The following is a 24726-nucleotide window of genomic DNA, read 5'->3' on the forward strand; positions in this document are numbered from 1 at the left end:
TTTTATATGATTAACAAATTATACATTTTCTATACTATATAGCTGTGGGATTTCCGAATCCCATTGATAAGTTTCTTTAATTCCTTTCTGCAATGCTTCCGCACTTTCTTTTTCACCGTGTACTATGAAAATGCGCTCTGGCGTATTTTTTATTTTGCCCATCCATTCTATAAGTTCTTTATGGTCTGCGTGTGCCGAAAGCCCTTCAATTTCTGCAACTTCCATATGAAACGGCACCCATTTTCCGTACACTTTCAATTCCTTATCACCTTCCAATAATTTTCTTCCCCGAGTACCTTCGGCCTGATAACCCACAAAGAGCAAAGTGTTGTTTGAATTTTGTGCTTGGGTTTCGAGATAGTTGAGCATTCTTCCGCCAGTAAGCATTCCGCTTCCTGCAATCACAATTTTTGGTTTGTTATCGGTTCGTAATTCCATAGTTTCCCGATAACTGCTTACGACCGTAAAATGTGAACACATTTCATCACATTCATTCTCATCTAGTCTGTGCCAGTCCCTTGTGCGATGAAACAATTCCAATACACTAGCGCCCATTGGGCTGTCCATTATCATTCGTACTTTTGGGATTTTCTTCTCTTTCAATAATTTCCAAAAAATCACCATCATCAGTTGGGCGCGTTCTACCGAAAAACTTGGAATAAAAAGACTTCCACCTCTATTGATAGTGTCATTGACCAATTTTTCAATCTGCGGAAGTGCTTCTACTTCATCTGGATGAAACCTTCCACCATAGGTTGATTCTATAAATAGTACATTGGCTTTTTTCGGTTTTAACGGTGGATATAATAGTAAATCGTTAGTTCTACCAATATCTCCTGAAAACACAAAACGTTTCCCGTATACATCCAACTCAATGTAAGTGGCACCCAGAATGTGCCCGTTGTATTGGAAACGAACTCTGATACCGTCAAACAATGGAATCCATTGTGCTTGTGGAATACCTTTAAAATGCGGAATGGTTTTTTCTACATCCTTCAAATCGTAAAGTGGTTCGGCAGGACTGTGTTTGGAATAGCCTTCTTTGTTGGCACGTTCTGCTTCCTGTTCCTGAATTTTAGCGCTATCGTTCAAGATGATCGTGGCGATGTCTAATGTGGGATTGGTACCATAGATAGGCCCATTGAATCCTTGCTTGACTAATCGAGGCAGATAGCCCGTGTGGTCTAAATGACCGTGGGTAAGCAAGACCATATCAATTTCCGAAACTTTCACTGGTGGATAGTCCCAGTTTTTAAGGCGTAATTCCTTTAGCCCTTGAAAAAGTCCGCAGTCTATGAGTATTTTTATATCTCCTGTATCCACTAAATATTTTGAGCCGGTTACGGTTCCTGCTGCTCCCAAAAAGTGGATGTTTATTTTATTGGTTTTCATCTTTATAGTATTTTTTTAGTGTCCACCACAGCAGGAAGATGTGTTTCCTTTACCTTGGTTAGATTTGCTCAATTCCACTATTTCTTTATATAGATTACGGGAATCCTTTTTGATAAAAAGAGCCAATTTCTTTATGGATTTAGGTTCAAAGTGTACCATTTCCAGTAATATCTCAAGGGCTTCTTCAAGTAGTTTAGAATCATCTTCCAATGCTTGGTAAAATGGCTCTAAATCGATACTGTCCTTTTCTTTCAGTTCATCTGTTTTCATTTCTTCTATTTTTAAATTAAAAATTTAAATAGTGCTTTAATGAATTCTACATAGTTCTCTTGAATCCTCAAGAATCTTTTTGTGTCTTGATTTTGGCACTCCTACTTGTTCTAAAATTTTTGGTGTTTCGTGAAGCTCTTTGCAGAGCACGATTCCTTTCTCCAATAATTTCATTTTCTCGGCTTTGGTCAGCGTTGTTAAAGCAGTTAAGGGGTGCAAGCCGGACTTGTCTATCCTGTTTTTTAAACCATCGCCCCTTGGGTAATCCCAGCTTGTCAATAATAGCCCAACGCATTTACCATATTGTATAGCATCACTTGTAAATCGGGTGTTGGTATATAAACCTCCTTTGTGAATTTTAGCTTCGTGACCTTTTTGGCGCTCCCATTGTTTTTCTACGTCCAAAAATCTTGAATGGATATAAAGGGGCACTTTAACATTGCAAACCCGCCCTTGATCACTATGGTATTTACATTCAATCATATAATGTTCGTTATCCTGTTGGGCTATCACATCTGTTTCGTGCTGCACGCAATTGCCCTGCACAATCACACCCACCTGTGTTACAAACCCCTCGTGCGTTAATAGTTTGCTCACAAACCTTTCAAATGGAAAGCCCGTTGGGCCCAGCTCCATCAAAGCTTTTTTGAGTTTGTACTTTGAAGCACTTACCCTCGATCTTAATTTTAGCATCTTGAAAGCCAATTGATAGATTTTCTTAGTGGTCATTCCTTCTTCAATCTGCTCTTGCACCTCCTGTGCTATATCTTGAATAAGATCCTCATCTGCCTGTGAACGTCGCAGAGAATTGATGAGTTTGTTTATATCAAAAGCTTCGTACTCGCCGGAATATTTTTTTATTAGGACTGGTTTATTCATTGTTATACCTTAATGGTCATTACCGGCAATTCGGAATGATTGGTTACGCCCTCGGCGATACTTTTGGAGAACAGGCTTAAAAAACCTGTACGGCCACTAGTACACATTGCTATTAAATCGGCATCTTTATATTTCAAAAAATTGTTTATACCTGTTTCTACATCAGGTTCATTATATACATTCATTGAAAAGTTATCCAAATCGGGGAATTTCTTCAAGAATTCCTTGATGGGGTCCAAACCCTGTTCTATACTGTTAAAATCAGTTTGGGTATTAACCCTCAATAAATGAAGATGTGCACCGCACTTTTCCGCAATAGAAATAACCTGCTTAAATGCTTCGCTCACATCTTCCAGAAAATCTGAAACAAAAACAATATTATTAAAAGGAAAAGTTACTTTTTCATCCTTAACCACAATTACAGGGACATCGGCTTTTCTTACAATTTTCTCTACATTGCTTCCCAGTAATTCGCGCACTCCACCTCGGGTGCCGCTGCTTCCTGTAACAATAAAGTCGTGGTGAAAATGACCGGAGTGTTTAAGTATATTTGCCTGTCCGCCATCAAACTCAAGGAACGTCCTGCATTCAAGCTCTTGTTGTTCTGCTTTTTTTTCCAGTGCTCTCAAGGAGGCTTTTGCACTTCCTATTTCTTTTACTGTTTCTGGATATCTTTTTTCTTTTTCCTTATCTAGCTCAACCCAGTTTACGGGGGTGTTAATTAAGTGAAAAAAATGAATTTCTGAATTGTAAAGCTTTGCCATTTCAATTCCGAGTTCCTCTGCTTTCTTGCAGTTTTCTGAAAAGTTTGTAGGTACGAGTATGTTTTTCATGATTTATTGGTTTTAAATTGTTTTCGTTATAATTAAGCTATGGTTATACTATCTTCCAGATATACCTGTTGGACGGAGTGCAGTAACTCAATCCCTCTAATAAAAGGCTTTTGAAATGCTTTTCGACCCATAATCAATCCAGAGCCGCCAGCTCTTTTATTGATTAATGCTGTTGTTACCGCTTCGGTCAAATCTGATTCACCTTTAGAGCCACCGCCGGAATTGATCAATCCTATTTTGCCCATATAGCAATTGGCGACTTGTAATCGACAAAGGTCAATGGGATGTTCTGTGGTAAGGGTTTTATACATTTCATCATCATATTTTCCAAACCCAATTTCCTTAAATCCAAAATTGTTTGTAGGTAATTTTTGTTTGATGATATCTGCCTGTATCGTTACGCCGATATGATTAGCTTGTCCGGTAACGTCGGCGGCAGCGTGATAATCTTTCTTTTCGGTTTTAAAATTTTCATTGCGGGTATAGCACCATAAAATGGTAGCCATTCCTAAACTATGGGCTTCTTCAAAAGCTTCGGCTATTTCCTTTAGCTGTCTATTACTTTCTTCAGAACCAAAATAAATGGTGGCACCCACAGCAACGGCTCCCATATTCCAAGCTGATTTTACTTTTCCGAATAGTGTTTGGTCATATTTGTTTGGGTAGGTAAGCAGTTCATTGTGGTTAATCTTCACGATAAACGGAATTTTATGGGCATATTTTCGTGCGTTTAATCCTAAAACCCCAAAGGTGGAAGCCACTCCATTACATCCTGCTTCTATTGCCAATTTTATAATATTCTCCGGGTCAAAATAATCCGGGTTTTTATAGAATGAAAAAGCAGCACTGTGCTCAATACCCTGGTCTACGGGAAGGATGCTCAAATAGCCTGTACCGCCAAGGTTTCCGTGGTTATACAATTGCGAAAGACTTCGCAGTACCTGTGGATTTCTGTTACTTTGAACAAATACCTTATCTATGTTTGCTTTACTGGGGGTTTGCAGTTCATCCTTTGTTATTTTTTCACAAACGTGTTCCAAATAGAAGTCTGCCTTTTCTCCTAAAAGTCCTATTATGTTTTTGCTTATTTTCATCTCGATAGTGTTTAATGGATTCCTAAACTTTCATTTGTTTTGGCGATGGATTTAGCCCCATCTGTTTCAATTCCGGTTAATGCCCTAATAGCATCAATTGTTTCCGGAATTACAATAGCTTGATTATCGACTACATAAGCATAGAAAAGTTCATCGCCATGTACTTTTAGCATATCTTCCCATAGGGCTACTTCGTACATATCGCCCCAAGGCCTTCCCATATCCAAGAACATTTCTTTTATGGTATTGTTGGAAACCAAACCTTGGTCATATTGAATCAATTTGATACGGCTGGACGTTTTAAAAGCATTAAGCACTTCTTCTTTAGAGGCTTGTTTTTTTAACTTCACGTTCCAGTAGTGTAAATGGCTTAAGGTTTGGGGTACCTTTATTGCGGTAGTAATAACATCCAAATCAGGATCTACACTTTTGGCGTCTGGTCCTTGATGGCTCGGAATATCCTTTTCGGGAACCATTGTGTTCATAATCCCGCCTAAATGACTTTCCCAAGGATCTGTAGCTCTTCTCAAGAGTGTCCCTCTGGCATAATCCAATAGATCAGCTTTTTTTAATGCTGTTAAGGTTCTTAAAATAGAGGTGGTGTTGCAGGAAACAACCCTCGTGGCATCTATATTTATAGCCGATTTGTAATTATTTTCGGCACTAAAGGAATGGCCTGTGGTTTCGTGTTTTTCGCCTCCCTGTAAAATAAATTTGATATTTTGTTCTTTATAAATCGCAACATTTTGAACCGCAATTTTTTTAGGGGTACAGTCCACTACAAGGTCTGATTTTTCTAAAAGCTCCTGCATATTGCCTTTTACTGAAATTCCTTCGGACTTCATTTTATCGGCCGCTTCTTGAGTGGCTGCATAAATATCATATTCTTTTCTTACCGCGTTTTGAATGCGCCAGTCGCTAATAACATCACACACGCCTAAAAGTTTCATATCGTCTTGTAGATTGATGGCATCTGCCACTCTTTTTCCAATGACTCCGTATCCTATAACCGCTATACTTTTCATTATTTCTTAACTTTAAGGGTTATCGTTTTTTGGTTATTCTGTAATAGGATTGTCGTTACTATAATCCCTATACTCACTAAGGTCCATAGGATCGCCAGCTTTAGGGTAAAGAGGAAGCCACCGCTTTGAAACAAAGCTTCATCAATGCTCAAAAAGACAAGTACTGGTAGCGGTACCATTGCTATCCCGCTTATCAACTTTTTGTTTTTCATTTTTGTTGTTCTTTTTGTCTGTTCCATAATTTTTAGTATTAAATAGTAATTACATTTTTTCTTTTGCAGGTTTGTTGTCGTCCATCCCCATAGGCATATTTCCTTCACTATCAGTATGGGAAATCATAAAAAGTCGTTCGGCAAGAAGGATGAGTATTATACCGATGGCCGCCACAATTAGCACCAACGGATCGTTCAGGTATTTTATATAGATAAAGGCAGTAAGCACCCCAATATCCAGTATGATAGCGATCAAGGGGATGATTGGTTGAAATTCAACTTCTTTTCTAAGATGTCTGAAAAGCCCCCAATGAATCGCGATATCCATTATGAGGTAAAAAATGGCTCCAATAGAAGCAATTCTTGTTAAATTGAACAGGGCAGTCAGTAAAATGGCAAGTGAAACTGTAAATATGAGCGCCGGATTTTTAAAATTCCCCATCCCTTTTAAGGAAGGCACCTGTTTCATATTACTCAACATCGCCAACAGGCGTGATGATGAAAACACACTGGCAATAACGCCAGATACTGTGGCAATTATAGCAATACCAATAGTAAACCAGGAGCCCCATTCGCCAAAAACAGGTCTTGCTGCGGCCGCAAGGGCATAATCTTTTGCCGCAATAACTTCAGGAATGCTTAAACCTCCGGCAACAGCCAAAGCCAGTGCTACATAGATGAGCGTACAGATAAGAATAGAAATAATAATAGATCGTCCCAGGTTTTTATGTGGGTTTTTAATATCCCCGCCCTGGTTGGTGATAGTAGTAAAGCCTTTGTAAGCGAGGATAGATAAGGCCAAAGCAGCCACAAAGGCGAATCCTTGCGGTAATGTCTCGGTATTTTCGGGAATATAGTTTCCGGTGATATCGGCAAAACCTGAAATTGCTAAGCCGGCAATGGCCAATATTGCTATTCCCACTACCTTTATAATAGCGGTAAATGTTGCGGTGACCCCAATAACCTTATTGCCCAGGATGTTCACTATATAGGCAACAACAATTAGCCCAACACCCAGGGTAGAGGCATAACCTGCATAAGACTCGGGAAATAGCCTAAGTGTATAAGCTCCAAAAGTGCCGGCCACCAGACTTTCGGAAACTACCATAGAGACATACATCAACAATGAAAAAACACCGGTTGTAGTTCCTGGCCCGTAGGATTTACTTAAAAATTTTACGACACCTCCAGAGGAAGGAAAAGCGTTTGAAAACTTTACATAAGAATACGAACTAAAACCTACCACAATAGCTCCCGCAATAAATGCTATTGGAAATAGATCTCCCACTAATTCAGCTATTTGACCCATTAGGACAAATATGCCAGCACCAATCATTACGCCTGTACCAAGGGATATGGAACCTATTAGGGAAAGCTTATCTTTATTCTCTCTGTTATTCTTCATTTTTAAATTATTTTCCCCTGTTTTTAATCGAAGATTTCGGATTAAAATTTCTAATAATCAGTCGGTTGCTCTTTTCATAAGTGAAATAACTAACCGCCCAATTAAAACCAACCATCAATCTATTTCTAAATCCGCTTATGGACATCAAGTGTACTATGGACCATAGTAACCAGGCGAAATAGCCAGCAAACTTCATTTTTCCCAAGTCGGCTACTGCTTTACGTTTTCCTACGGTTGCCAAAGAACCCTTGTCTTTATATTCGAAAGGTTTTGGTGCCTCGTTCTTAATGATTTTTAATAGTGAATCACCCAACCATTTACCTTGCTGAATAGCTGTCTGTGCTACTTGTGGATGCCCTTTTGGTGTATCTTTAGTAATTATAGCCGCTATATCGCCTATGGCAAAAAAGTTTTCGTAACCTTCTACCATTAAAAATGAGCCAGTTTTTATACGGTTGCCCTTGACCACGTGTTTTTCATCAATACCTTTTGGGAATTGTCCTTTTACGCCAGCCGTCCAGATAAGATTTTTAGCCAAAATGGTCTTACCACTTTTGGTAGTGACTTCGTTGCCGTCATAATTGCTTACAGCTTCATTTAATAATACCTTTACATTCAAATCCTCTAAATATTTGAGGGTTTTCGATGATGCCTTGTCTGACATTGTGCCTAACAACTCATCAATGGCTTCTATTAGATAAATATTCATAATGGAAGAAGGGTACTCTGGGTAATCTTTGGGAAGGATGTATTTGCAAAACTCTGCCAAAGCTCCTGCCATTTCTACGCCTGCTGGACCACCACCTACTATTACAAAATTTGTCAGCGCGTCGCGTTCTTTATCATCACAAGTAATAGCTGCCTGTTCCAAATTTTGCAACATCATATGACGGATGTTGAGGGAATCGCGAATATCCTTCATCCCCAAACTATTTTCGGCCACAGAATCCATCCCAAAGAAATTGGTGGTCGTGCCAGTAGCCAACACTAAATAGTCATAAGAAACACTTCCCTTATTGGTCAATATAGTATTTGAATCAGGTTGAATTTCCTCAACTTCAGCCAAACGAAAGAAAACATTTTTATAGCCATTGATTTGTTTTCTGAATGGAAATACAATACTGTCAGGCTCCAGGGCACTCGTTGCCACTTGATATAATAAAGGCTGAAACTGATGGAAGTTATTTTTATCGAGTAAAACCACTTGAACTTCTTTGTGTTTCAGTTTCTCAACCAATGCCAAACCTGCAAATCCTCCACCAACGATAACCACACGAGGTAATTTAGTATCGGGAAGACATATCTCATCTGTTATCTTACAGGTGGATTCCAACGTAATGCTATGTGTTTGCTTTTCTTTCATTTTTTATTTCTATCTCTTGCAATCAGTACTGAACATTTGGCATTTGTGGTTAAATATTGGGATACTGAGCCCAATACTAAGCGAGAAAAAGCACCGTGACCCTGAGAGCCTACTACAATTAAATCTGCACCCCAATTTTCTGCTTTTTCATTAATAGTACTTTTGGGCAGTCCGCTAACAACACTTGTGGTTATGGTAAGTGCCTTGTTTTCGGCCTTGATTTTATCGGAAGCTTCTGAAACGATTTTGTTTCCCAATTTTTGAGCGTTACTTTTAATTTCTTCTATGTAATTTCCTATCTTGCCGCCCATAGTATGCAATCCCAGACCGGTTGTTTTAGGAAGTTCATAAACATTTATAATATGAATTTCACTATTTGAGGATAAAGTCATTTTCTTAAGCTCGTTAATGGCTACTTCACTAAAATCTGAACCATCTATGGCCAATACAATTTTCATTTTTTTCGTCTTTTTAATCTCTGATTTCGGGTTTAATTCCACTAATTCTGTCCGAATTAGATTTACATGTCAAGCCAAAGAATTTAGTAATCGAATCATTTTGGATATTTCATTTCCAACCTCTCTTATAAACTAGTTGTATTGCATAAGCTTAAGCTTTTTGGTTTTTAAATAATCCACTGTTTCTTTTACCGATAGTGGATACGTAGCATTTCCTGTGCGTACATAAAAAGTGGTGTTTCCTTCATCACTCACATAAACCGGTTCGTTGGAAGGTTCGATATCCACCACGCACACATCTTTCTCATCAATACTGTAGAACGAAATATGGTTGCTGAAACAAGCCTCGTGACCCAATTGTGTAGAGATAATCCTGAACACCGCACGTTCATACCCATCCATGTTTTTATGCTTTAGGGTTTTATAATCTTTTTCCAATCCCAGAACATTTCCGTCGTCATCAACACCAATTATAAGTTTTCCACCCTTGGCATTCATAAAGCCCACAATGGTTTTGGCAATGACCAACTCCAGTTCCCGATTGGTTGTTTTACGGTAATAATCATAGCGTATGGAAGATTTGAATTCCACCCGTTCATTTTCACCGGCCTGGATTAATTCTTCAATATCACGAACAAGCAGCCGCTGTTGTGTGCCAATAATTTCATTTTTCTTTTTCAGGTTTATCCAGAATAAACCTGAAACTATCCCCAAGAATCCTCCCAATAAAGTTAAGAGTCCGCCCATGCCCCGCATATTGAAACTGAAAGATTCCAAAAAACGTTCTTCTAAGACTTGCTGAAACAAGGGGAAAGAGAAGGGCGTATCACTGAACTCAAACCAGTAGATTACCATTGTAAAAGGGTGTACCAGGAAATAAAAAATACCTGCCCCAATAAATAAATGAGTCAAAATGATCTTAATATTTTTATAAGTATTACTGTTTATCATTTTTAGCGGTTTATGAATCTTTGATATAATTATGTTCTAAATTCAAGAGGGCCTTATCTAAACTTTCGATTAAACAATCCTATTTAATGCAAAATCATCTGTTTTTTATTTGGGCATTATAAAATGCCGCAATACACGCTCCAATCAACCAGCCTAAAATGAAGCTTTGCACAATACCAAAAAATGCTTCTAATAGTGGCACGTCCATTCTTATAATATTACTGGTGTCCAGACCGTGTAAAAGGCTGTTGAAAAATATAATCGTTCCTTCCTGTCCTGCTGTAGCCATCACGATCATACAGCCCAAATAAATTAAGGATACTGTTAGACCGAGGGCAAAACCGAATTTTTTTACATTTAATCGATACATAATTTATATGTTTTAAGATTGGTTATCTGATTTTAATAATTTTTTGGATTCTTCAAATTCCTCCTTTGAAATTTCGCCCTTGGCAAACCTGTTTTTTAGGATGTCCAATGGCTTTTCTTTTTTTGGTTTTTGGTATGGGATATCAGTTGGGATAAAGAAAATCCAAATGATAAACGCCATCCAAATAATCCACCATATCAGGTGCATACCTCCGAAACTTCCGTCGTGAAAAAACATAATTTTTGATTTTAAGTTACTTTTATAGTTTTTCAATTGTGTAACCCTCAAGGTTGCTGAGTTGTTTTTGTAATTCATCTACTGAAAGCGTTTCCTTCATAGTGATGATTGTAGCTCCTTTTGGTGCCAGAAAAATTTCTGCCTTTTCAATCTTTGGATGTTCTTCCAATGTCTTTTTGACCCTGCTAATGCAGCCGCCGCAACTAATACCATTAATTTGAAATTTTCGTTTCATAACATAAATTTTAGTGATGTTGTCCTTCTTTTTTTTTATCCTTCTTTTTTAAGTTCTCATTGGACAATCCGTGCGTATGGCTCCCGTGCCGCATGGGCATTAACAAGTGTACTGCGAACATTATTATAATAAATGCAAAAAGCCAGGTGCCACCACCAATTCCAATAGATGGTGCTAAAAAGATGAGTAAAAGCGGCAGTCCACAACCGAGGACCATCCATAACCAGTGATTTTTCATTGTTTTTTATTTTAATTAATGTTTATTCCTCGCCTTTTTAAGACCTGAACTGGCTTATGTTGTAATTGGGGGATTATCAACACAAGCCTTAGGGAGTTCAGGCTTTAGGGTTTTTAATATTATAATTAACACGAAAGCTATCTGTTTTTATGCTACTTCATCTGCATAACTTTCGTTGTTATTTATATAATTTCATCATAGAAATTTCGTTTCCATTTTTCTGTGTTTTTATAGTCGCTCATACTCATTCCCACAATCTCTTTAAACTGTCTTGATAAATGGTTAATGCTACTATAATCCAGCATATATGCCACATCTGAAAAAGAATATTGTTTTAATTGAATAAGTTCTTTTACTTTTTCAATTTTCAGTTTTATAAAGTATTTTTCAATGGTGGTGTTTTCATTTTTAGAAAACAGCCTGCTCAGTATTTTATAATCCCTGTTGAGCGTAGAAGACAAATGTTCTGAAGTATTTGTTTTCAAATGAAGTGGTAACTGAGTAAGCAGTTGGATTAGAATGATTTTTACTTTTTCAACCAGCATTTCCCCTTCACTTTGTACTATTTCAAAATCATTGGAATGAAGTACTTTGGTAACTTTATACGTAACCTCCGTGTTGGTGTTTTTTGAAGATTCAACCAATAGTTTACCTAATTCCAAAGAGAGTACGGTTATTCCCATCTCTTCCAGTTCTTGCGTTATTACTTTTAGACAACGGCTACATACCATATTCTTTATCCAGAATTCTTTCTGTAAATCCATAGTATTAATTATTTATTCTTAGAATGGTATTTATTCTAATAGATTATAAATTTCTGTTTTTCAAATAGTTGAAAGTGTGGTATGCTCAGGATAGAGCGCACCAGTTGTTAGCCTTTGCGTAGTACAGGCCAACATATAAGGTAGGTTGTTTGAAAAAGAACCTACCTAGGATGAAATCAAATTAAATATACCTCGTGGAGTACTTGAAAATCTTTCGGTATGAGGGGTGGGTCATAATCCCTAAAAGGGATTATATTTTGTTCCAACCCTTCGAATAGATTTACGTAAGTGTAAAAAAATGTGTGTAGGAAAATCAGTTTATGATTTTCCATCTCAAATGAAGCTTTTTGAAAGTTATCGCCACTTTCTTTAACTATAGATTTATTAGCACAGCAACCTTTTTTTTCGAACGAACATTTTTTTGAAGGATTGGTCTGAGCCTTCACCGCATTATCACAAACCTGAGCTTTATTTAAAACCGCCATATCCACGAGTTTATCACAGCAGAAATGCATATTCACAGTAAAAGACGATGAAGCAAACATTACTGCAAGTACCAATGAAACAGCTATTATTTTATTAAAGCTTTGCATAATACGAATATAAAAAAAATTAACAAATGTTAACTAATTTTTAATAATGAATTTTTTAGAACTTATTTTTGCCGAACATACTGCAAAAAAGAAAATAAAATATGATATTTATCATATTTTTAGAAGTTTGATTCTTTTATTTTTGTCGAAAATAGTATAGGAAGTAAAAGTTTAACATAACGAAAAGAATTATTAATGTTTTTATATTTCGTTGTTTTATATATATTTGCAATCTTATGAAATCGTTTTTCCATAAAATATTATCTGTAGCCTTGGCGAGTTTGGTATTTGTTACCACTATGTCGTTTACTGTAGATATGCATTATTGTGGAGATTCATTGGTTGATTTTGCTTTATTTCATAATGCTCAAACCTGTGGTATGGAAAATCAATCATCCCAAAAAAGTTGTGAAGCAGGTTTTTCGGAAAAATCTTGCTGTTCAGATTCACAAATAGTGAATGACGGTCAAGATGATTTAAAAACATCTTACACCAATTTAAGCTTTGAGCATCAAGCCTTTGTTGCTACTTTCTTTTATACTTATATTAATCTTTTTGATGGACTGGATAAGAACATTGTTCCATTTAGAGATTATACACCTCCTTATCTTGTAAGGAACGTACAAAAACTACACGAAACTTATTTAATTTGATTTTAAACAGTTTCCGATAATTATCGGAAAGATTTGCTCTATGGTTACTTCCATCTTGGGCTTACTTTGTTGTGTTTAATTTTCTGATATTATCAGAAAGTTATTCAATGTATAACTGTTTAATTATCAATAAAGATGCTAAATAAAGGCATAAAATTTCTTATAGAAAACAAACTAGTAGCAATTATCCTCCTAGTCCTTTTTGTAGGCTGGGGCGTGGTAAATGCCCCTTTTAATTGGGAAACCGGTTTAATTCCGCGCGATCCCGTGGCGGTAGATGCCATCCCCGATATTGGCGAGAATCAACAAATTGTCTTTACCAAATGGGAGGGGAAATCCCCCCAGGATATAGAAGACCAGATTACCTATCCCCTTACTACTTCGCTCCTGGGAATTCCCGGTGTGAAAACCATCCGGAGTTCCTCTATGTTTGGGTTTTCCAGTATTTATATCATTTTTGAAGAGGATATTGAGTTCTACTGGAGCCGTAGCCGGATTTTGGAAAAACTCAATTCCCTGCCGGCAAACCTGCTTCCCGAAGGTGTAAACCCTGCCCTGGGTCCCGATGCTACCGGGCTGGGCCAGGTTTTTTGGTACACCTTAGAAGGACGTGACAAAGATGGCAATGTTACCGGGGGCTGGGATTTGCACGAACTGCGAAGCATTCAGGATTATTATGTGAAATATGGACTTTCCGGTGCCAGCGGGGTTTCCGAAGTTGCATCCATAGGTGGCTATGTGCAGGAATATCAGGTAGATGTGGATCCCGAACTGATGCGTCAATACGATATTTCCCTGGCACAGGTGGTAAAGGCCGTAAAGGAAACCAACCGTGATATTGGTGCACAAACCTTGGAAATAAATCAGGCCGAATATTTGGTACGTGGGCTGGGCTACGTTCAGGAAATAGAAGATATTGAAAATGCCGTGGTAACTTCAGAAGAATTTACCAGTATCAAAATAAGCGACATTGCCAAAGTAAACCTGGGTCCGGAAACCCGCCGTGGTATCCTGGACAAAGAAGGTGCCGAGGTGGTTGGCGGAGTGGTTGTGGCTCGTTATGGCGCAAATCCGCTGGAAGTAATCAATAATGTAAAGGATAAAATAAATGAACTTAGCCCCGGCCTGCCCACCAAGGTGCTGGAAGATGGTCGCGAGTCGCAGGTAACTATTGTTCCATTTTACGATCGTACGCAACTGATTCAGGAAACCCTGGGCACGCTTAATGAAGCCCTTACATTGGAAATCCTGATTACGGTACTCGTAATTATCGTTATGGTTTTTAACCTACGGGCCTCCATCCTCATTTCCGGTTTATTGCCAGTAGCGGTTTTAATGGTCTTTATCTCGATGAAGTTCTTTAATGTCGATGCCAATATCGTGGCCCTTTCCGGTATTGCCATTGCTATTGGGACCATGGTGGATGTGGGCGTGATCTTATCTGAAAATATCATCCGGCATCTCGATCAGGACAAAGAACGGAAATATTTGACCACGAATGAAATCGTGTACAATGCTACTGCCGAGGTTTCCGGGGCAATTATGACGGCCGTGCTTACCACCATTATCAGTTTCCTTCCCGTCTTTACTATGGTGGGGGCAGAGGGGAAACTGTTCCGCCCACTGGCATTTACCAAGACCATGGCACTGGTGGCTTCCCTAGTGGTTGCGCTTTTCCTTATTCCGCCATTTGCCGCATCTTTCTTTAAGAAACGGACCCGGCGTACTTCCGCGGGCTGGGTAATACAGGGGATTCTGATAATTGCAGGGCTTACCGCTATTGTTTTTGGATATTTCATCGGTATTGTCCTAATTGCTTTTGGCGTAACCGGAATACTGCTTCTTAAAAAGAAAATTAGTTCCAAAAGATCAAATGTTATCAATATAGCTATTTCGGCTTTCGCCATAGTGCTACTTTTAGCCGAGTATTGGCGTCCGTTGGGTCTGGAAAAAAGTGTTTTCTGGAATTTTATTGTGGTAGGGATTATATCCTTTGGTTTGCTGGGTGTTTTTGCCCTGTTCCAAAAATTTTATACCCGCATCCTCAATTGGGCCTTGCGCAATAAGTTGTTGTTCTTGTCGGTGCCCACCGTTTTGGTTATTCTCGGTTTTATGATTATGCGCAACATTGGGCAGGAATTTATGCCCTCACTCAATGAAGGCTCCTTCTTGTTGATGCCCACTTCGCTGCCCCATGCAGGTGTAGAGGAGAACAAGCGGGTCTTGCAGCAGCTGGATATGGCCGTGGCCGCTATCCCGGAAATTAAGACGGTAGTGGGCAAGGCAGGTCGTACAGAGTCGGCCCTGGACCCTGCACCTATATCCATGTATGAAAATACAATCCAATACAAACCTGAATATATGCTGAATGAACACGGCGAACGCCAGCGCTACCAGGTAAATGAAGACGGTTTATTTATGTTAAAAAATGGCAAATTGGCAATAAACCCAAGTTTAGAGGTGGACGAAGATGCAGCTGGCAGTTATAATGACAGCGAAATCGTGGAATTCCACCGCGTAAAAAACAAACAGCTCATTCCAGATGATGACGGGGAATATTACCGTAACTGGCGCCCCGAAATAGAGTCGCCAGATGATATCTGGAACGAGATCACCGCCGCCACCAAGCTGCCGGGGGTAACCTCGGCGCCCAAGCTCCAGCCCATCGAGACACGGCTGGTAATGCTTCAAACGGGGATGCGCGCACCTATGGGAATCAAAGTGCAGGGGCAAAACCTTCGACAAATAGAAGATTTTGGACTCCAACTGGAAGACCTGTTAAAGCAAGTGGAAGGTGTAAAAGACGAAGCCGTTTTTGCCGACCGTATTGTTGGAAAACCTTACCTGCTTCTTGATATCAAGCGTGAACGTTTGGCTCGTTATGGTATTAGCATAGAAGAAGTTCAGCAACTTTTGGAGGTTGCTGTGGGAGGAAAACGCCTAAGTCAAACGGTTGAAGGACGCGAACGCTACGGTGTACGCGTGCGCTACCCAAGGGAATTGCGGGACAGCCCGGAAGATATGGGCAATATCTATGTTCCGGTTGAGGGCGGCTCGCCGGTGCCGTTAGATGAGTTGGTAGATATCCGTTACGAGCAGGGGCCGCAGATAATAAAAAGTGAAGATACCTTCCTTATTGGCTATGTGCTTTTTGATAAACAGGATGGTTTTGCTGAAGTGGATGTAGTAGAAAATGCCCAGGCCCTTATTCAGGATAAAATCGATAACGGGGAGCTCAGGGTGCCCAAAGGTCTCAGCTATAAATTCACGGGGACTTACGAAAACCAGATTCGCGCTGAAAAAACGCTGAGTGTTGTGGTGCCACTGGCACTGATGATTATCTTTTTGATCCTGTACTTTCAGTTTCAAAAAGTTTCTACCTCGCTTATGATCTTTAGTGGGATCCTCGTGGCTTTTTCTGGCGGGTTTATCCTTATTTGGCTCTATGGCCAGGGTTGGTTCCTGAATTTCGACTTTTTTGGCGAAAACCTTCGGCATATGTTTCAGATAAAAACCATAAACCTGAGTGTGGCGGTATGGGTAGGCTTTATCGCCCTCTTTGGTATCGCTACTGATGATGGCGTGGTAATGGGTACCTACCTTACCCAAACTTTTGACCGGAACGAGCCCAAGAGCCGAAAGGAAATCCGTAAATCGGTGGTGGAAGCAGGGTCCAAGCGTGTTCGCCCCGCCTTGATGACCACGGCTACAACAATCCTGGCACTCCTGCCCGTACTGACGTCTTCGGGGCGTGGCAGCGATATTATGATCCCTATGGCCATCCCCGCGGTTGGAGGTATGTCTATAGCATTAATCACATTGTTTGTAGTGCCGGTGTTATTTAGTTGGAGAAAAGAAGCCGGCATAAAAACCCTGGAGACGGCGAATAATGACAAGAGAATTGAAAATAGAAAATAGAAGAAAGCCTTTTACTATGAAATCAAAAGATATTTTAATAATAAAATTGAATAGAAGAAGCGGAATGCTAGCGGTGATTGTCTCTCTTTTCTTTTTTCTTACAGGAACAGCCCAGCAGCTCCAGCCTTACCTTACCCAGGCTTTGGAAAATAACCCGAAGATACAGGCGTTTGAACTGCGTTATGAAACGGCCCGGGAGAGGATTGAAGAAGTTGGGGTACTCCCGGAAACCCAGTTCAGCGTAGGCTATTTTGCCAGCGAACCAGAGACCCGAACGGGCCCACAGCAGTACAAACTATCGGTGCAACAAATGATTCCGTGGTTTGGGACTATCACGGCAAGGGAGAATTATGCATCAAGCCTTGCCGATGCCCAATATGTGGAAATCGCCACGGCCCAGAGGCAACTGCTGCTAAATGTGGCCGAAAATTATTACAGGCTTTATGCCATTAGGGCAAAGCAACGCGTATTGGAACAAAACATAGACCTGCTGGAAGCCTATGAGGAGCTTGCGCTTACTTCCCTGGAGGTAAACCAAGCCTCGTCCGTAGATGTGCTTCGCCTGCAAATGCGGCAAAACCAGCTACGGGAACGTTTGGAAAACTTCGATGAAGAATTTAAAGCCGAACAAGCCGCTTTCAATACCCTACTCAATGCCGAACGTGGTGCTACGGTAAAGGTGTACGATTCGCTGGCAGTGCCACAGGAAGACCCGGTGCAGTTGCCAGAAGTGCCTCAAGTGCACCCAGAGTTGTTGCGTTTTGACAAGCTATATGAATCGGTAGGAGAAGCAGAAAAAATGAATCGAAAGGAAGCGTTGCCAGACCTGGGTTTTGGTCTGGATTACGTTTCGGTAGGCGAAGCCACTGCGATGGAAGCCCCGGATAGTGGGAAAGATATCCTGATGCCGATGGTCTCGATCACGATTCCAATTTTCGGCAATAAATATAAATCGGTTACCCGACAAAATGAACTGAAGCAACGTGAGCTAAATGCACAGCGGGAGAACCGGCATAACGAATTGGTGTCGCGCCTGGAAACGGCTCTTAGCAATAGGGCAGAGGCACGCATAAGCTACCGTACCCAGCTGCTCAACATCGAGCAAGCCAATGATGCCGAAGAGATACTCATGCGGAATTACGAAACCGGCACCATAGATTTTAACGATGTGCTGGACGTTCAGGAGTTACAGCTAAATTTTCAGTTGAACCTGATAGAAGCGGTAAAAAACTATTACCAGGCCAGTGCAAACATCAATTATTTAAGTGAATAATTCAGAATAAATTAAAACAAAAACGATGAAAAAATATATCATTTACACCGGGTTACTGTTAGGAGGACTGCTTCTGGGCTATCTGTTTTTTGGTGGCAATTCGTCTGAAAATAACGTCGAAACAGCCACTACAGAAGAACATAATCACGAGGAGGAAAACCAGCTGTGGACCTGCTCTATGCACCCGCAAATTATGCAGCCCGAGCCGGGTGATTGCCCCATTTGCGGGATGGACCTTATCCCTGCCGAGAGTGGCGGCGGCGAGGTTGGGCCGCAACAAATAGAAATGTCTGAAACCGCCCTGGCTCTGGCCAATATCCACACCGTGGAGATCGGCGATAGCCTCTTAGGGGATCACGACCTGGTGCTCTCCGGGAAGATCGTGGAGAACGAAGAGGTGAAAAGTGTGCAGGCTTCTTATTTTGGCGGCAGGATAGAAAAACTTTATATAAATTACACCGGGGAGGAAGTACGCCGCGGGCAGGTGTTGGCCACTATTTATTCCCCAGAGCTGGTCTCTGCCCAGCAGGAATTGCTTACCGCTGCGGGGATGAAGGACTCTCAGTCCCGGTTATACGAATCTGTACGCCGAAAATTGAAATTATGGAAACTCAGCGATAAGCAAATTCAGGAAATTGAAGTTTCGGGGGAGGTAAAAGAATATTTTCCTATTTACGCCACGGTTTCAGGTACGGTGACTGAAAAACTGGTGGAAGAAGGCGATTACGTTAAACAAGGGCAACCCCTTTTCGAGATAGCCAATTTAAGTAGCGTATGGGCGCAATTTGATGCTTACGAAAACCAGATCGCCCAACTAGAGGAAGGTCAACAACTAAAGATTACAGTAAATGCACGTCCCGGCAAAGAGTATGAAGTGCCCATTACTTTCATTGAACCACTGCTTAATACCGCAACACGTACGATAACTGTGCGTGCAGTCCTGCCAAATAATGAAGGCCGCTTAAAGCCCGGGATGTTCGTACGTGGGAGAGTGGCACCGGCTCATAAAGAAAATACAGATAATACAGAACCCCAGCTTATTACAGTGCCAAAATCGGCAGTGATGTGGACCGGGGAACGTTCGCTGGTTTACGTACAACCCAATCCGGACAGGCCTGTCTTTGAAATGAGGGAAGTGAGCCTGGGGGCCGCCGCGGGTGGTAATTATGCGGTTACAGATGGCTTGAGTACCGGAGAGCGCATTGTGGTAAACGGTGCCTTTACCGTAGATGCTGCCGCACAACTCCAGGGCAAAAAGTCTATGATGAACAAGGACGGAGGCAAGACATCTACCGGTCACGAGGGCCACGCCGGTATGGACATGGCAGGTAGCGAGGGTAATGCCAATATGGAAACGGCAGGAACCGGCAACGTTGACCATACCGAAATGCAGGAACGCATCGTGGTACCTGAAGAGTTCACCAACCAGCTAAATGGCGTTTTTGATCAATATTTGAAGTTGAAAAACGCCCTGGTGGAAGATGAGGCCAAAACCGCCCAAGCAACTGCAAATAAAGTACTGGAAGCAATGAACAAGATAGATATGAGTCTTTTAGAGGATCGTGAAGCTCACGACCACTGGATGCTGATTTCAAAAGAAGTAATTGGTGCTGCGGAAAAAATAACGGAGAGTGAAGATATTTCTACTCAGCGGGATCATTTTAAACACCTGTCTGCCCATTTGAGCAAAGCGATGCAACTTTTTGGAGTGGGACAGACCGTTTATAAGCAATTTTGCCCTATGGCAGATGACAATGCGGGAGCCTACTGGCTCAGCCGTTCAGAAGAGATCAAAAACCCTTATTACGGTAGCGCAATGTTAACCTGCGGCGAAATTGTGGAAACTATAAACTAAAGCAGGGAAGAACAAATTTTTATAACCTTTAAAACCTATTAAGATGAAAAGAACAATGATGATGCTCCTTCTAACTTTGTTAAGCATGGGAGTTTATGCACAACACGACCACGACAATATGGCTGGTCATGGTGAAGAAATGCAAATGTCGCCTAAGTTCAAAGACAAAGATCTGGGCGCTGCTTATGAACATTACCTATTGGTAAAGGACGCTTTAGTGGCTTCCAATGATGCAAAGGCCGCCAAGCATTCGATGAAACTCGAGAAAACTTTGGCAAAAGTGGAAAATGCTGAGACGGCTCGCAAAGAAGCTTCGCAAATGGCCGGTGCCACTTCTCTGGAAGACCAACGTGACAATTTTAATGCTCTTAGCGATGCAATGTTGAAACTGGTTAAAAATGGGAAGCTTGCCAAAGGTGAAATTTACCTGGAATATTGCCCTATGGCAAACTCTAATAAAGGCGGCTATTGGCTTTCCAATGAAAAGGCGATCAAGAACCCATATATGGGCCAAAAAATGCTGAAATGTGGTAGTGTAAAAGAAACTATCAATTAATAAAGTCCTGCAAGGTATGGATAGACTCTTTTTTATAGGTCTATCCATTTTGCAGGCACAAAATTAGATTGAAATGAAAAATACATTCAAAGTTCTAACAGCGGTATTTCTTCTGGCCGTGGTTTTTGGTGCTTGTAACTCCTCTGGGGAGCAGCAAAAACAAAAAAAGCAAGACAAACTGGCTACAGAAATTAGTACAAGTACCGCCAATAAACAAACCTTTTCTTTAGATTTTCAGATAGGAGACAAGTTGCCTAATGACCTGGTATGTATGGTAAACGATGCCTATATGGCCAAACCGCAAATCCCGGTTCCGGTAAACGGGAAAACCTATTATGGTTGCTGCGAGATGTGCGTGGGCACCTTGAACAACGAAGAATCTGCAAGGATGGCCACCGATCCCCAAACAGGGGAAAGAGTGGATAAAACCGAAGCCTTTATTGTACTGCTTGACGCGAATGGCCGGGTTGGCTATTTTAATTCAGAAGCGAATTACACAGCTTACACAAAAAAGAGCTAAGCATAACAAAACTTATTTCAACTTAAATTTAGAAGATATGAATGAGATCAAAGCCTTTATCAGACCCGAAAGACTTAGTGAAGTGACCATGAATCTGCGGGAAGAAAACTTTTGTTGTTTTACCGTATTTCAAGGCGAGGGGGTTGGAGATTACACTGATTCCAAAACCGCTTCCCCCAGTTTGAATTTTCAATTTATGCACAGCAAAGTCATTAAAATGGAGATAGTGTGCGAAAAAGAGGATGTAGATAAAATTGTAAATATTATAAAAGTAAGTGCCCGTACTGGCAAAAGCGGGGACGGGCTCATCTATGTAAGCGACGTGGAACAGCGTATAAAAATAAGGACTGGGGAAAAGGAAAGCCGGTAAGTGCTTTTTTTGTTTCCGGTCGAACAACCAAGTAAAATACTAAGTTCCGGGCTGTGTTTTATGGCATCCGGAAAATTTAATTAATTGCAGTAACAGAAATATCAACCTTTTAAAAACAAGAAAAATGAAAACAGTAAAAGTAAGTTTGGGAGTGATGGCTATGGCATTTGCCGTAATAAGCACTTCTTGCAAGAACAACGAGAAAAACAGCAATACAACTATTGAAGACGCGGCGACCGAGCGCGCTGTCCCGATGGAAGAAAACAGGATGGAAAGCAGCAATGCTGCCCAAACCGATGCCAGCCTGACCACATACTTGGAGCTTAAAAATGCCTTGGTAAATGACGATCAGGAGGCCGCGGCCAAAGCCGGGGAAAAAATGGTGGGACAGTTAAAGACCTTTAAAACGGAAAACTACGAACAGAACGACCAACAAGAACTGCAAGATATCATAGAAGACGCCACTGAGCATGCCGAACACATTGCGGAAAGCCCCATAGGCCACCAGCGAGAGCATTTCGACATTTTGAGCAAGGACATGATAGACCTGATTGACATTGTCGGAACCAGCCAAAAGTTGTACCAAGCTTATTGCCCGATGTACAATAATAACAAAGGTGCACAGTGGTTGAGTGTAACCAAAGAAATCAAAAATCCCTATTATGGAAGTAAAATGATGGATTGCGGAGAGGTGCAAAGAGAAATTAACTAAATGAAGACAATCAAAATCATTGCACTGGTTTTTTTAGTTGTGTTGGTGGGCATCCAGTTTGTGCCCACCAATCGCAACCAAAGTGAAGTGGTGCCAAAATCAGATTTTATGCTGGTGAACAATGTCCCGAAAGACGTACAGGATAAATTAAAGGTTTCCTGTTATGATTGCCATAGCAACAATACTGAATATCCCTGGTATAACAGGATACAACCAGTGGCCTGGTTTCTGGAAAATCACATCAGGGAAGGAAAATCTGAACTAAATTTTAATGAATGGGGCGAGCTTTCTGATAGAAGAAAAAACAGTAAGTTAAGGTCTATTATAAGCCAGATTGAGGATGATGAAATGCCGCTGGATTCCTACACTTTTATCCATTGGGATGCTAAATTTTCAGAATTGGAGAAAAAGGAAATCATAAAATATATGACCCAGCTTAAAAATAGTTTATAGGGGATTTTTAAAATAAACAATATCATATCCCAAAAAAGGAAAGGAATTTTTTCATTGATTGGTTAGTTAATCTTTTTCTTTTGAGAGTATGATGTTAAAGTCCTGTGAGGGAAGGGTATTCTTAAATTTAATTAGTTTATAAAGCCTCTTCCCTTGACAGGCACAAAAACCAAAAAATGAAATATTGTTAGACTACTGGGAAAAACATGGGCGTGGTAGCTTAAATAAATGCTTAGGGTATGATAAAAAATAAATTTTTAAAAAACATTACCAAAAAATTATCGTGGTAGAGGTCTTTGTTAAAAATATGGTCTGTAACCGGTGTATAAAAGTAATTAAAAACGAGTTACTTGAAGCCGGGGTGGAAGTAACAAAAGTAGAACTAGGCCGGGTAGTTTATAAAAGCAAAAATATAGCTCGTGATTCTAAAAAGTTAGAAAAGGTCCTCGATGAAAATGGTTTTGAAATATTGGAGGGATCCGATAAAATTTTAGTCGAGAAGGTAAAACAAAGTCTTATACGGCTTTTGGAAAACCTTCCCCTGCAAAAATCAGGGACTTTATCCCGCTACTTATCCAAAGAAACCAAAATTGATTATTCGAGGTTGAGTCGGATTTTTTCCTATACCGAAAACATAACGGTAGAAAAGTATTTTATAAAGCTGAAAATTGAAAAAGTAAAAGAGCTCATTCAGTCCAAACAATATAATTTTACCCAGATTAGTCAGCTATTGGATTATACTAATGTAAATTATCTTTCCCGGCAATTTAAAGCAGAAACAGGGATGAATTTATCTGAATATAAGGAACTTAATAAAAATTTTAGAAATTCTTTAGACCAAATTTTATAGATGTTTAACCAAATTATGACAATAAATCCTTTTTCTTACCATTAATTTTAAAAATCAAATTTAAAACCAGTCAAGATATGAAAAATAGATTTTTAAGTTTTAGTGTGTTTTTATTTAGTGTAATTGTATTTACTTCCTGCCTTGATAACAAAGCAAAACAATCGGTAGGAATAGACACCCCTGAAGAGGTTAAAAAAGCCGAAGGGAAAACAGCAGATATCGCCGATCAGGATTTTATAGATGGAATGACGGGAAAAATATGGCATAACTACCTGGAAATAAAAATAGCATTGACCAATGCTGATGCAGGCCAGGTACAGGATGCGTCTCAAAGTATGGTAGCCTCTTTTTCAGAAGAAAGAGCAGAACTGAAAGCTATTGCACAACAATTATCTGAAACCAGCGAGCTGGAAAAACAAAGGGAATTATTCGCAGCATTCACAGAAAAAGCAGGGCCTATGTTTGAAGATGCACTTTCTGGCGGTACGATCTATAAAAAGTTCTGTCCTATGGCTTTCAATAACGAGGGCGCATACTGGTATGCCGATATCGAAGAAATAAACAATCCATATTTTGGCGATAAGATGCCCAATTGTGGTTCCGTAAAAAAGACAATTAAAAAGTAAAAACCAACCTAACCAAAACCAAAAAATAATGAATTCAGAAGCAAAAAACCACCATAAAACTGGTGGTAGCAATTACGGTAGATTTTTTCTAATGCTCGGGTTATCTTTTATAGCCATGTACATTACCATGTACCTGAATACCTACGAATTTGATCATGTTTATTTCAGCTTGACCCGTTTTTATATGACCTGTTTGGGGATAGCGGCAATGGCGGTAATTATGTTGTCGTTGATGTTGAAAATGTATAAAAATAAGAAGAAGAATATAGCAATTTACGTGGGTAGCCTGGTGCTGTTTGTCTCTGCTTTAGGTTTAGTACGAGCACAACGACCTATTATTGGCGACGTTTTATATATGAAGGCAATGATTCCCCACCATTCGATTGCGATTTTAACTAGTAAGCGGGCAGATATTAAAGATCCTGAAACCAAGAAACTGGCCGAAGAAATAATTGAGGCCCAGAAACGCGAAATTGCCCAGATGAAGAAGATCATTTATCGTTTGGAGAACGAGGAATAATATTAAGCGAGACCCCACAGGTTTTGAAAACCTGTGGGGTCTTCTTTAAATAATCAATGTAGAATATTTTCAACAGGATCGATCTTTTTAGCCTTGTTAAA

General features: G+C 40.1%; 29 protein-coding genes. 12 read left to right on the forward strand and 17 right to left on the reverse strand.

Annotated elements, in window-relative coordinates; genetic code table 11:
• Positions 1-18: 18 nt before the first annotated feature.
• From RM539_RS02880 to RM539_RS02960, 17 genes are all read right to left on the reverse strand, one after another.
• Positions 19-1392, reverse strand: a complete 1374-nt coding sequence (locus tag RM539_RS02880) for an MBL fold metallo-hydrolase RNA specificity domain-containing protein (protein ID WP_208225796.1) — start codon at positions 1390-1392, stop codon at positions 19-21.
• Between the two features lie 15 nt (positions 1393-1407).
• Positions 1408-1662 carry a hypothetical protein gene (locus tag RM539_RS02885; RefSeq protein ID WP_286761826.1) on the reverse strand — a complete coding sequence of 85 codons (255 nt, stop codon included), beginning with the start codon at positions 1660-1662 and terminating at the stop codon, positions 1408-1410.
• Positions 1663-1698: 36 nt separating this feature from the next.
• Positions 1699-2541 (reverse strand): ATP cone domain-containing protein, encoded by an 843-nt coding sequence (locus tag RM539_RS02890; RefSeq protein ID WP_208225794.1) that lies wholly within the window; start codon positions 2539-2541, stop codon positions 1699-1701.
• A 2-nt stretch (positions 2542-2543) separates the two neighbouring features.
• Positions 2544-3374 (reverse strand): universal stress protein, encoded by an 831-nt coding sequence (locus RM539_RS02895; protein ID WP_075327068.1) that lies wholly within the window; start codon positions 3372-3374, stop codon positions 2544-2546.
• A 32-nt stretch (positions 3375-3406) separates the two neighbouring features.
• Positions 3407-4468 carry a class I fructose-bisphosphate aldolase gene (locus RM539_RS02900; protein WP_093302924.1) on the reverse strand — a complete coding sequence of 354 codons (1062 nt, stop codon included), beginning with the start codon at positions 4466-4468 and terminating at the stop codon, positions 3407-3409.
• A gap of 11 nt (positions 4469-4479) precedes the next feature.
• Positions 4480-5493: a type II glyceraldehyde-3-phosphate dehydrogenase gene (locus tag RM539_RS02905; RefSeq protein ID WP_208225793.1), complete on the reverse strand. Its 1014-nt coding sequence runs from the start codon at positions 5491-5493 to the stop codon at positions 4480-4482.
• Positions 5493-5732: a hypothetical protein gene (locus RM539_RS02910; RefSeq protein ID WP_286761825.1), complete on the reverse strand. Its 240-nt coding sequence runs from the start codon at positions 5730-5732 to the stop codon at positions 5493-5495. Before RM539_RS02910 ends, RM539_RS02905 begins: the two co-directional genes overlap by 1 nt.
• Before the next feature lie 22 nt (positions 5733-5754).
• Positions 5755-7110, reverse strand: a complete 1356-nt coding sequence (locus RM539_RS02915; RefSeq protein WP_286761824.1) for an APC family permease — start codon at positions 7108-7110, stop codon at positions 5755-5757.
• Between the two features lie 7 nt (positions 7111-7117).
• Positions 7118-8473: an NAD(P)/FAD-dependent oxidoreductase gene (locus tag RM539_RS02920; protein ID WP_208225790.1), complete on the reverse strand. Its 1356-nt coding sequence runs from the start codon at positions 8471-8473 to the stop codon at positions 7118-7120.
• Positions 8470-8931 carry a universal stress protein gene (locus tag RM539_RS02925; protein WP_075327984.1) on the reverse strand — a complete coding sequence of 154 codons (462 nt, stop codon included), beginning with the start codon at positions 8929-8931 and terminating at the stop codon, positions 8470-8472. The genes RM539_RS02920 and RM539_RS02925 overlap by 4 nt, the downstream gene beginning before the upstream one ends.
• A gap of 132 nt (positions 8932-9063) precedes the next feature.
• On the reverse strand, positions 9064-9882 hold the full coding sequence (locus RM539_RS02930) for an AlbA family DNA-binding domain-containing protein (RefSeq protein ID WP_037314446.1): 819 nt from the start codon (positions 9880-9882) through the stop codon (positions 9064-9066).
• A 94-nt stretch (positions 9883-9976) separates the two neighbouring features.
• A complete protein-coding gene (locus tag RM539_RS02935) occupies positions 9977-10252 on the reverse strand; it encodes a DUF5676 family membrane protein (protein WP_027884440.1) in 276 nt (91 codons plus the stop codon).
• Positions 10253-10264: 12 nt separating this feature from the next.
• Entirely contained in the window at positions 10265-10489 is a 225-nt protein-coding gene (locus RM539_RS02940) for an SHOCT domain-containing protein (protein WP_027884439.1), read from the reverse strand.
• Between the two features lie 22 nt (positions 10490-10511).
• Entirely contained in the window at positions 10512-10724 is a 213-nt protein-coding gene (locus tag RM539_RS02945) for a heavy-metal-associated domain-containing protein (protein WP_027884438.1), read from the reverse strand.
• Between the two features lie 10 nt (positions 10725-10734).
• The gene (locus RM539_RS02950) at positions 10735-10962 is read right to left on the reverse strand and encodes a hypothetical protein (RefSeq protein WP_034892122.1); all 228 of its coding nucleotides are present in this window, start codon (positions 10960-10962) and stop codon (positions 10735-10737) included.
• Between the two features lie 182 nt (positions 10963-11144).
• Entirely contained in the window at positions 11145-11726 is a 582-nt protein-coding gene (locus RM539_RS02955; protein WP_034892125.1) for a helix-turn-helix domain-containing protein, read from the reverse strand.
• A gap of 176 nt (positions 11727-11902) precedes the next feature.
• Complete coding sequence (locus RM539_RS02960; protein WP_027884435.1) at positions 11903-12319, reverse strand: HYC_CC_PP family protein; 417 nt, start codon at positions 12317-12319, stop codon at positions 11903-11905.
• A 236-nt stretch (positions 12320-12555) separates the two neighbouring features.
• Between RM539_RS02960 and RM539_RS02965 the strand changes: the two genes are divergently transcribed.
• The 12 genes from RM539_RS02965 to RM539_RS03020 all read left to right on the forward strand — a co-directional run bounded on the left by RM539_RS02965 (position 12556) and on the right by RM539_RS03020 (position 24625).
• A complete protein-coding gene (locus RM539_RS02965; protein WP_311501977.1) occupies positions 12556-12972 on the forward strand; it encodes an HYC_CC_PP family protein in 417 nt (138 codons plus the stop codon).
• A gap of 135 nt (positions 12973-13107) precedes the next feature.
• On the forward strand, positions 13108-16890 hold the full coding sequence (locus tag RM539_RS02970; RefSeq protein WP_311501978.1) for an efflux RND transporter permease subunit: 3783 nt from the start codon (positions 13108-13110) through the stop codon (positions 16888-16890).
• A gap of 16 nt (positions 16891-16906) precedes the next feature.
• Complete coding sequence (locus tag RM539_RS02975; RefSeq protein ID WP_083634238.1) at positions 16907-18163, forward strand: TolC family protein; 1257 nt, start codon at positions 16907-16909, stop codon at positions 18161-18163.
• A 25-nt stretch (positions 18164-18188) separates the two neighbouring features.
• Positions 18189-20018, forward strand: coding sequence for an efflux RND transporter periplasmic adaptor subunit (locus tag RM539_RS02980; RefSeq protein WP_311501979.1), 1830 nt, complete (start codon positions 18189-18191; stop codon positions 20016-20018).
• A 43-nt stretch (positions 20019-20061) separates the two neighbouring features.
• Positions 20062-20574 (forward strand): DUF3347 domain-containing protein, encoded by a 513-nt coding sequence (locus tag RM539_RS02985; RefSeq protein WP_034892138.1) that lies wholly within the window; start codon positions 20062-20064, stop codon positions 20572-20574.
• A gap of 73 nt (positions 20575-20647) precedes the next feature.
• Positions 20648-21094, forward strand: a complete 447-nt coding sequence (locus RM539_RS02990) for a hypothetical protein (protein WP_037314436.1) — start codon at positions 20648-20650, stop codon at positions 21092-21094.
• A 37-nt stretch (positions 21095-21131) separates the two neighbouring features.
• Positions 21132-21464 carry a P-II family nitrogen regulator gene (locus tag RM539_RS02995; protein ID WP_225572107.1) on the forward strand — a complete coding sequence of 111 codons (333 nt, stop codon included), beginning with the start codon at positions 21132-21134 and terminating at the stop codon, positions 21462-21464.
• A 124-nt stretch (positions 21465-21588) separates the two neighbouring features.
• On the forward strand, positions 21589-22176 hold the full coding sequence (locus tag RM539_RS03000; protein ID WP_034894378.1) for a DUF3347 domain-containing protein: 588 nt from the start codon (positions 21589-21591) through the stop codon (positions 22174-22176).
• Positions 22177-22629: a heme-binding domain-containing protein gene (locus tag RM539_RS03005; protein WP_311501980.1), complete on the forward strand. Its 453-nt coding sequence runs from the start codon at positions 22177-22179 to the stop codon at positions 22627-22629.
• A 307-nt stretch (positions 22630-22936) separates the two neighbouring features.
• Entirely contained in the window at positions 22937-23479 is a 543-nt protein-coding gene (locus RM539_RS03010; RefSeq protein WP_081891369.1) for a helix-turn-helix domain-containing protein, read from the forward strand.
• A 77-nt stretch (positions 23480-23556) separates the two neighbouring features.
• Positions 23557-24105 (forward strand): DUF3347 domain-containing protein, encoded by a 549-nt coding sequence (locus tag RM539_RS03015; protein WP_051931245.1) that lies wholly within the window; start codon positions 23557-23559, stop codon positions 24103-24105.
• 28 nt (positions 24106-24133) lie between these two features.
• Positions 24134-24625 carry a DUF305 domain-containing protein gene (locus RM539_RS03020; RefSeq protein ID WP_075327061.1) on the forward strand — a complete coding sequence of 164 codons (492 nt, stop codon included), beginning with the start codon at positions 24134-24136 and terminating at the stop codon, positions 24623-24625.
• Positions 24626-24726 lie beyond the last annotated feature (101 nt).

This window comes from Autumnicola musiva (genome assembly GCF_031846585.1).
Classification (GTDB): Bacteria; Bacteroidota; Bacteroidia; order Flavobacteriales; family Flavobacteriaceae; genus Autumnicola; species Autumnicola musiva.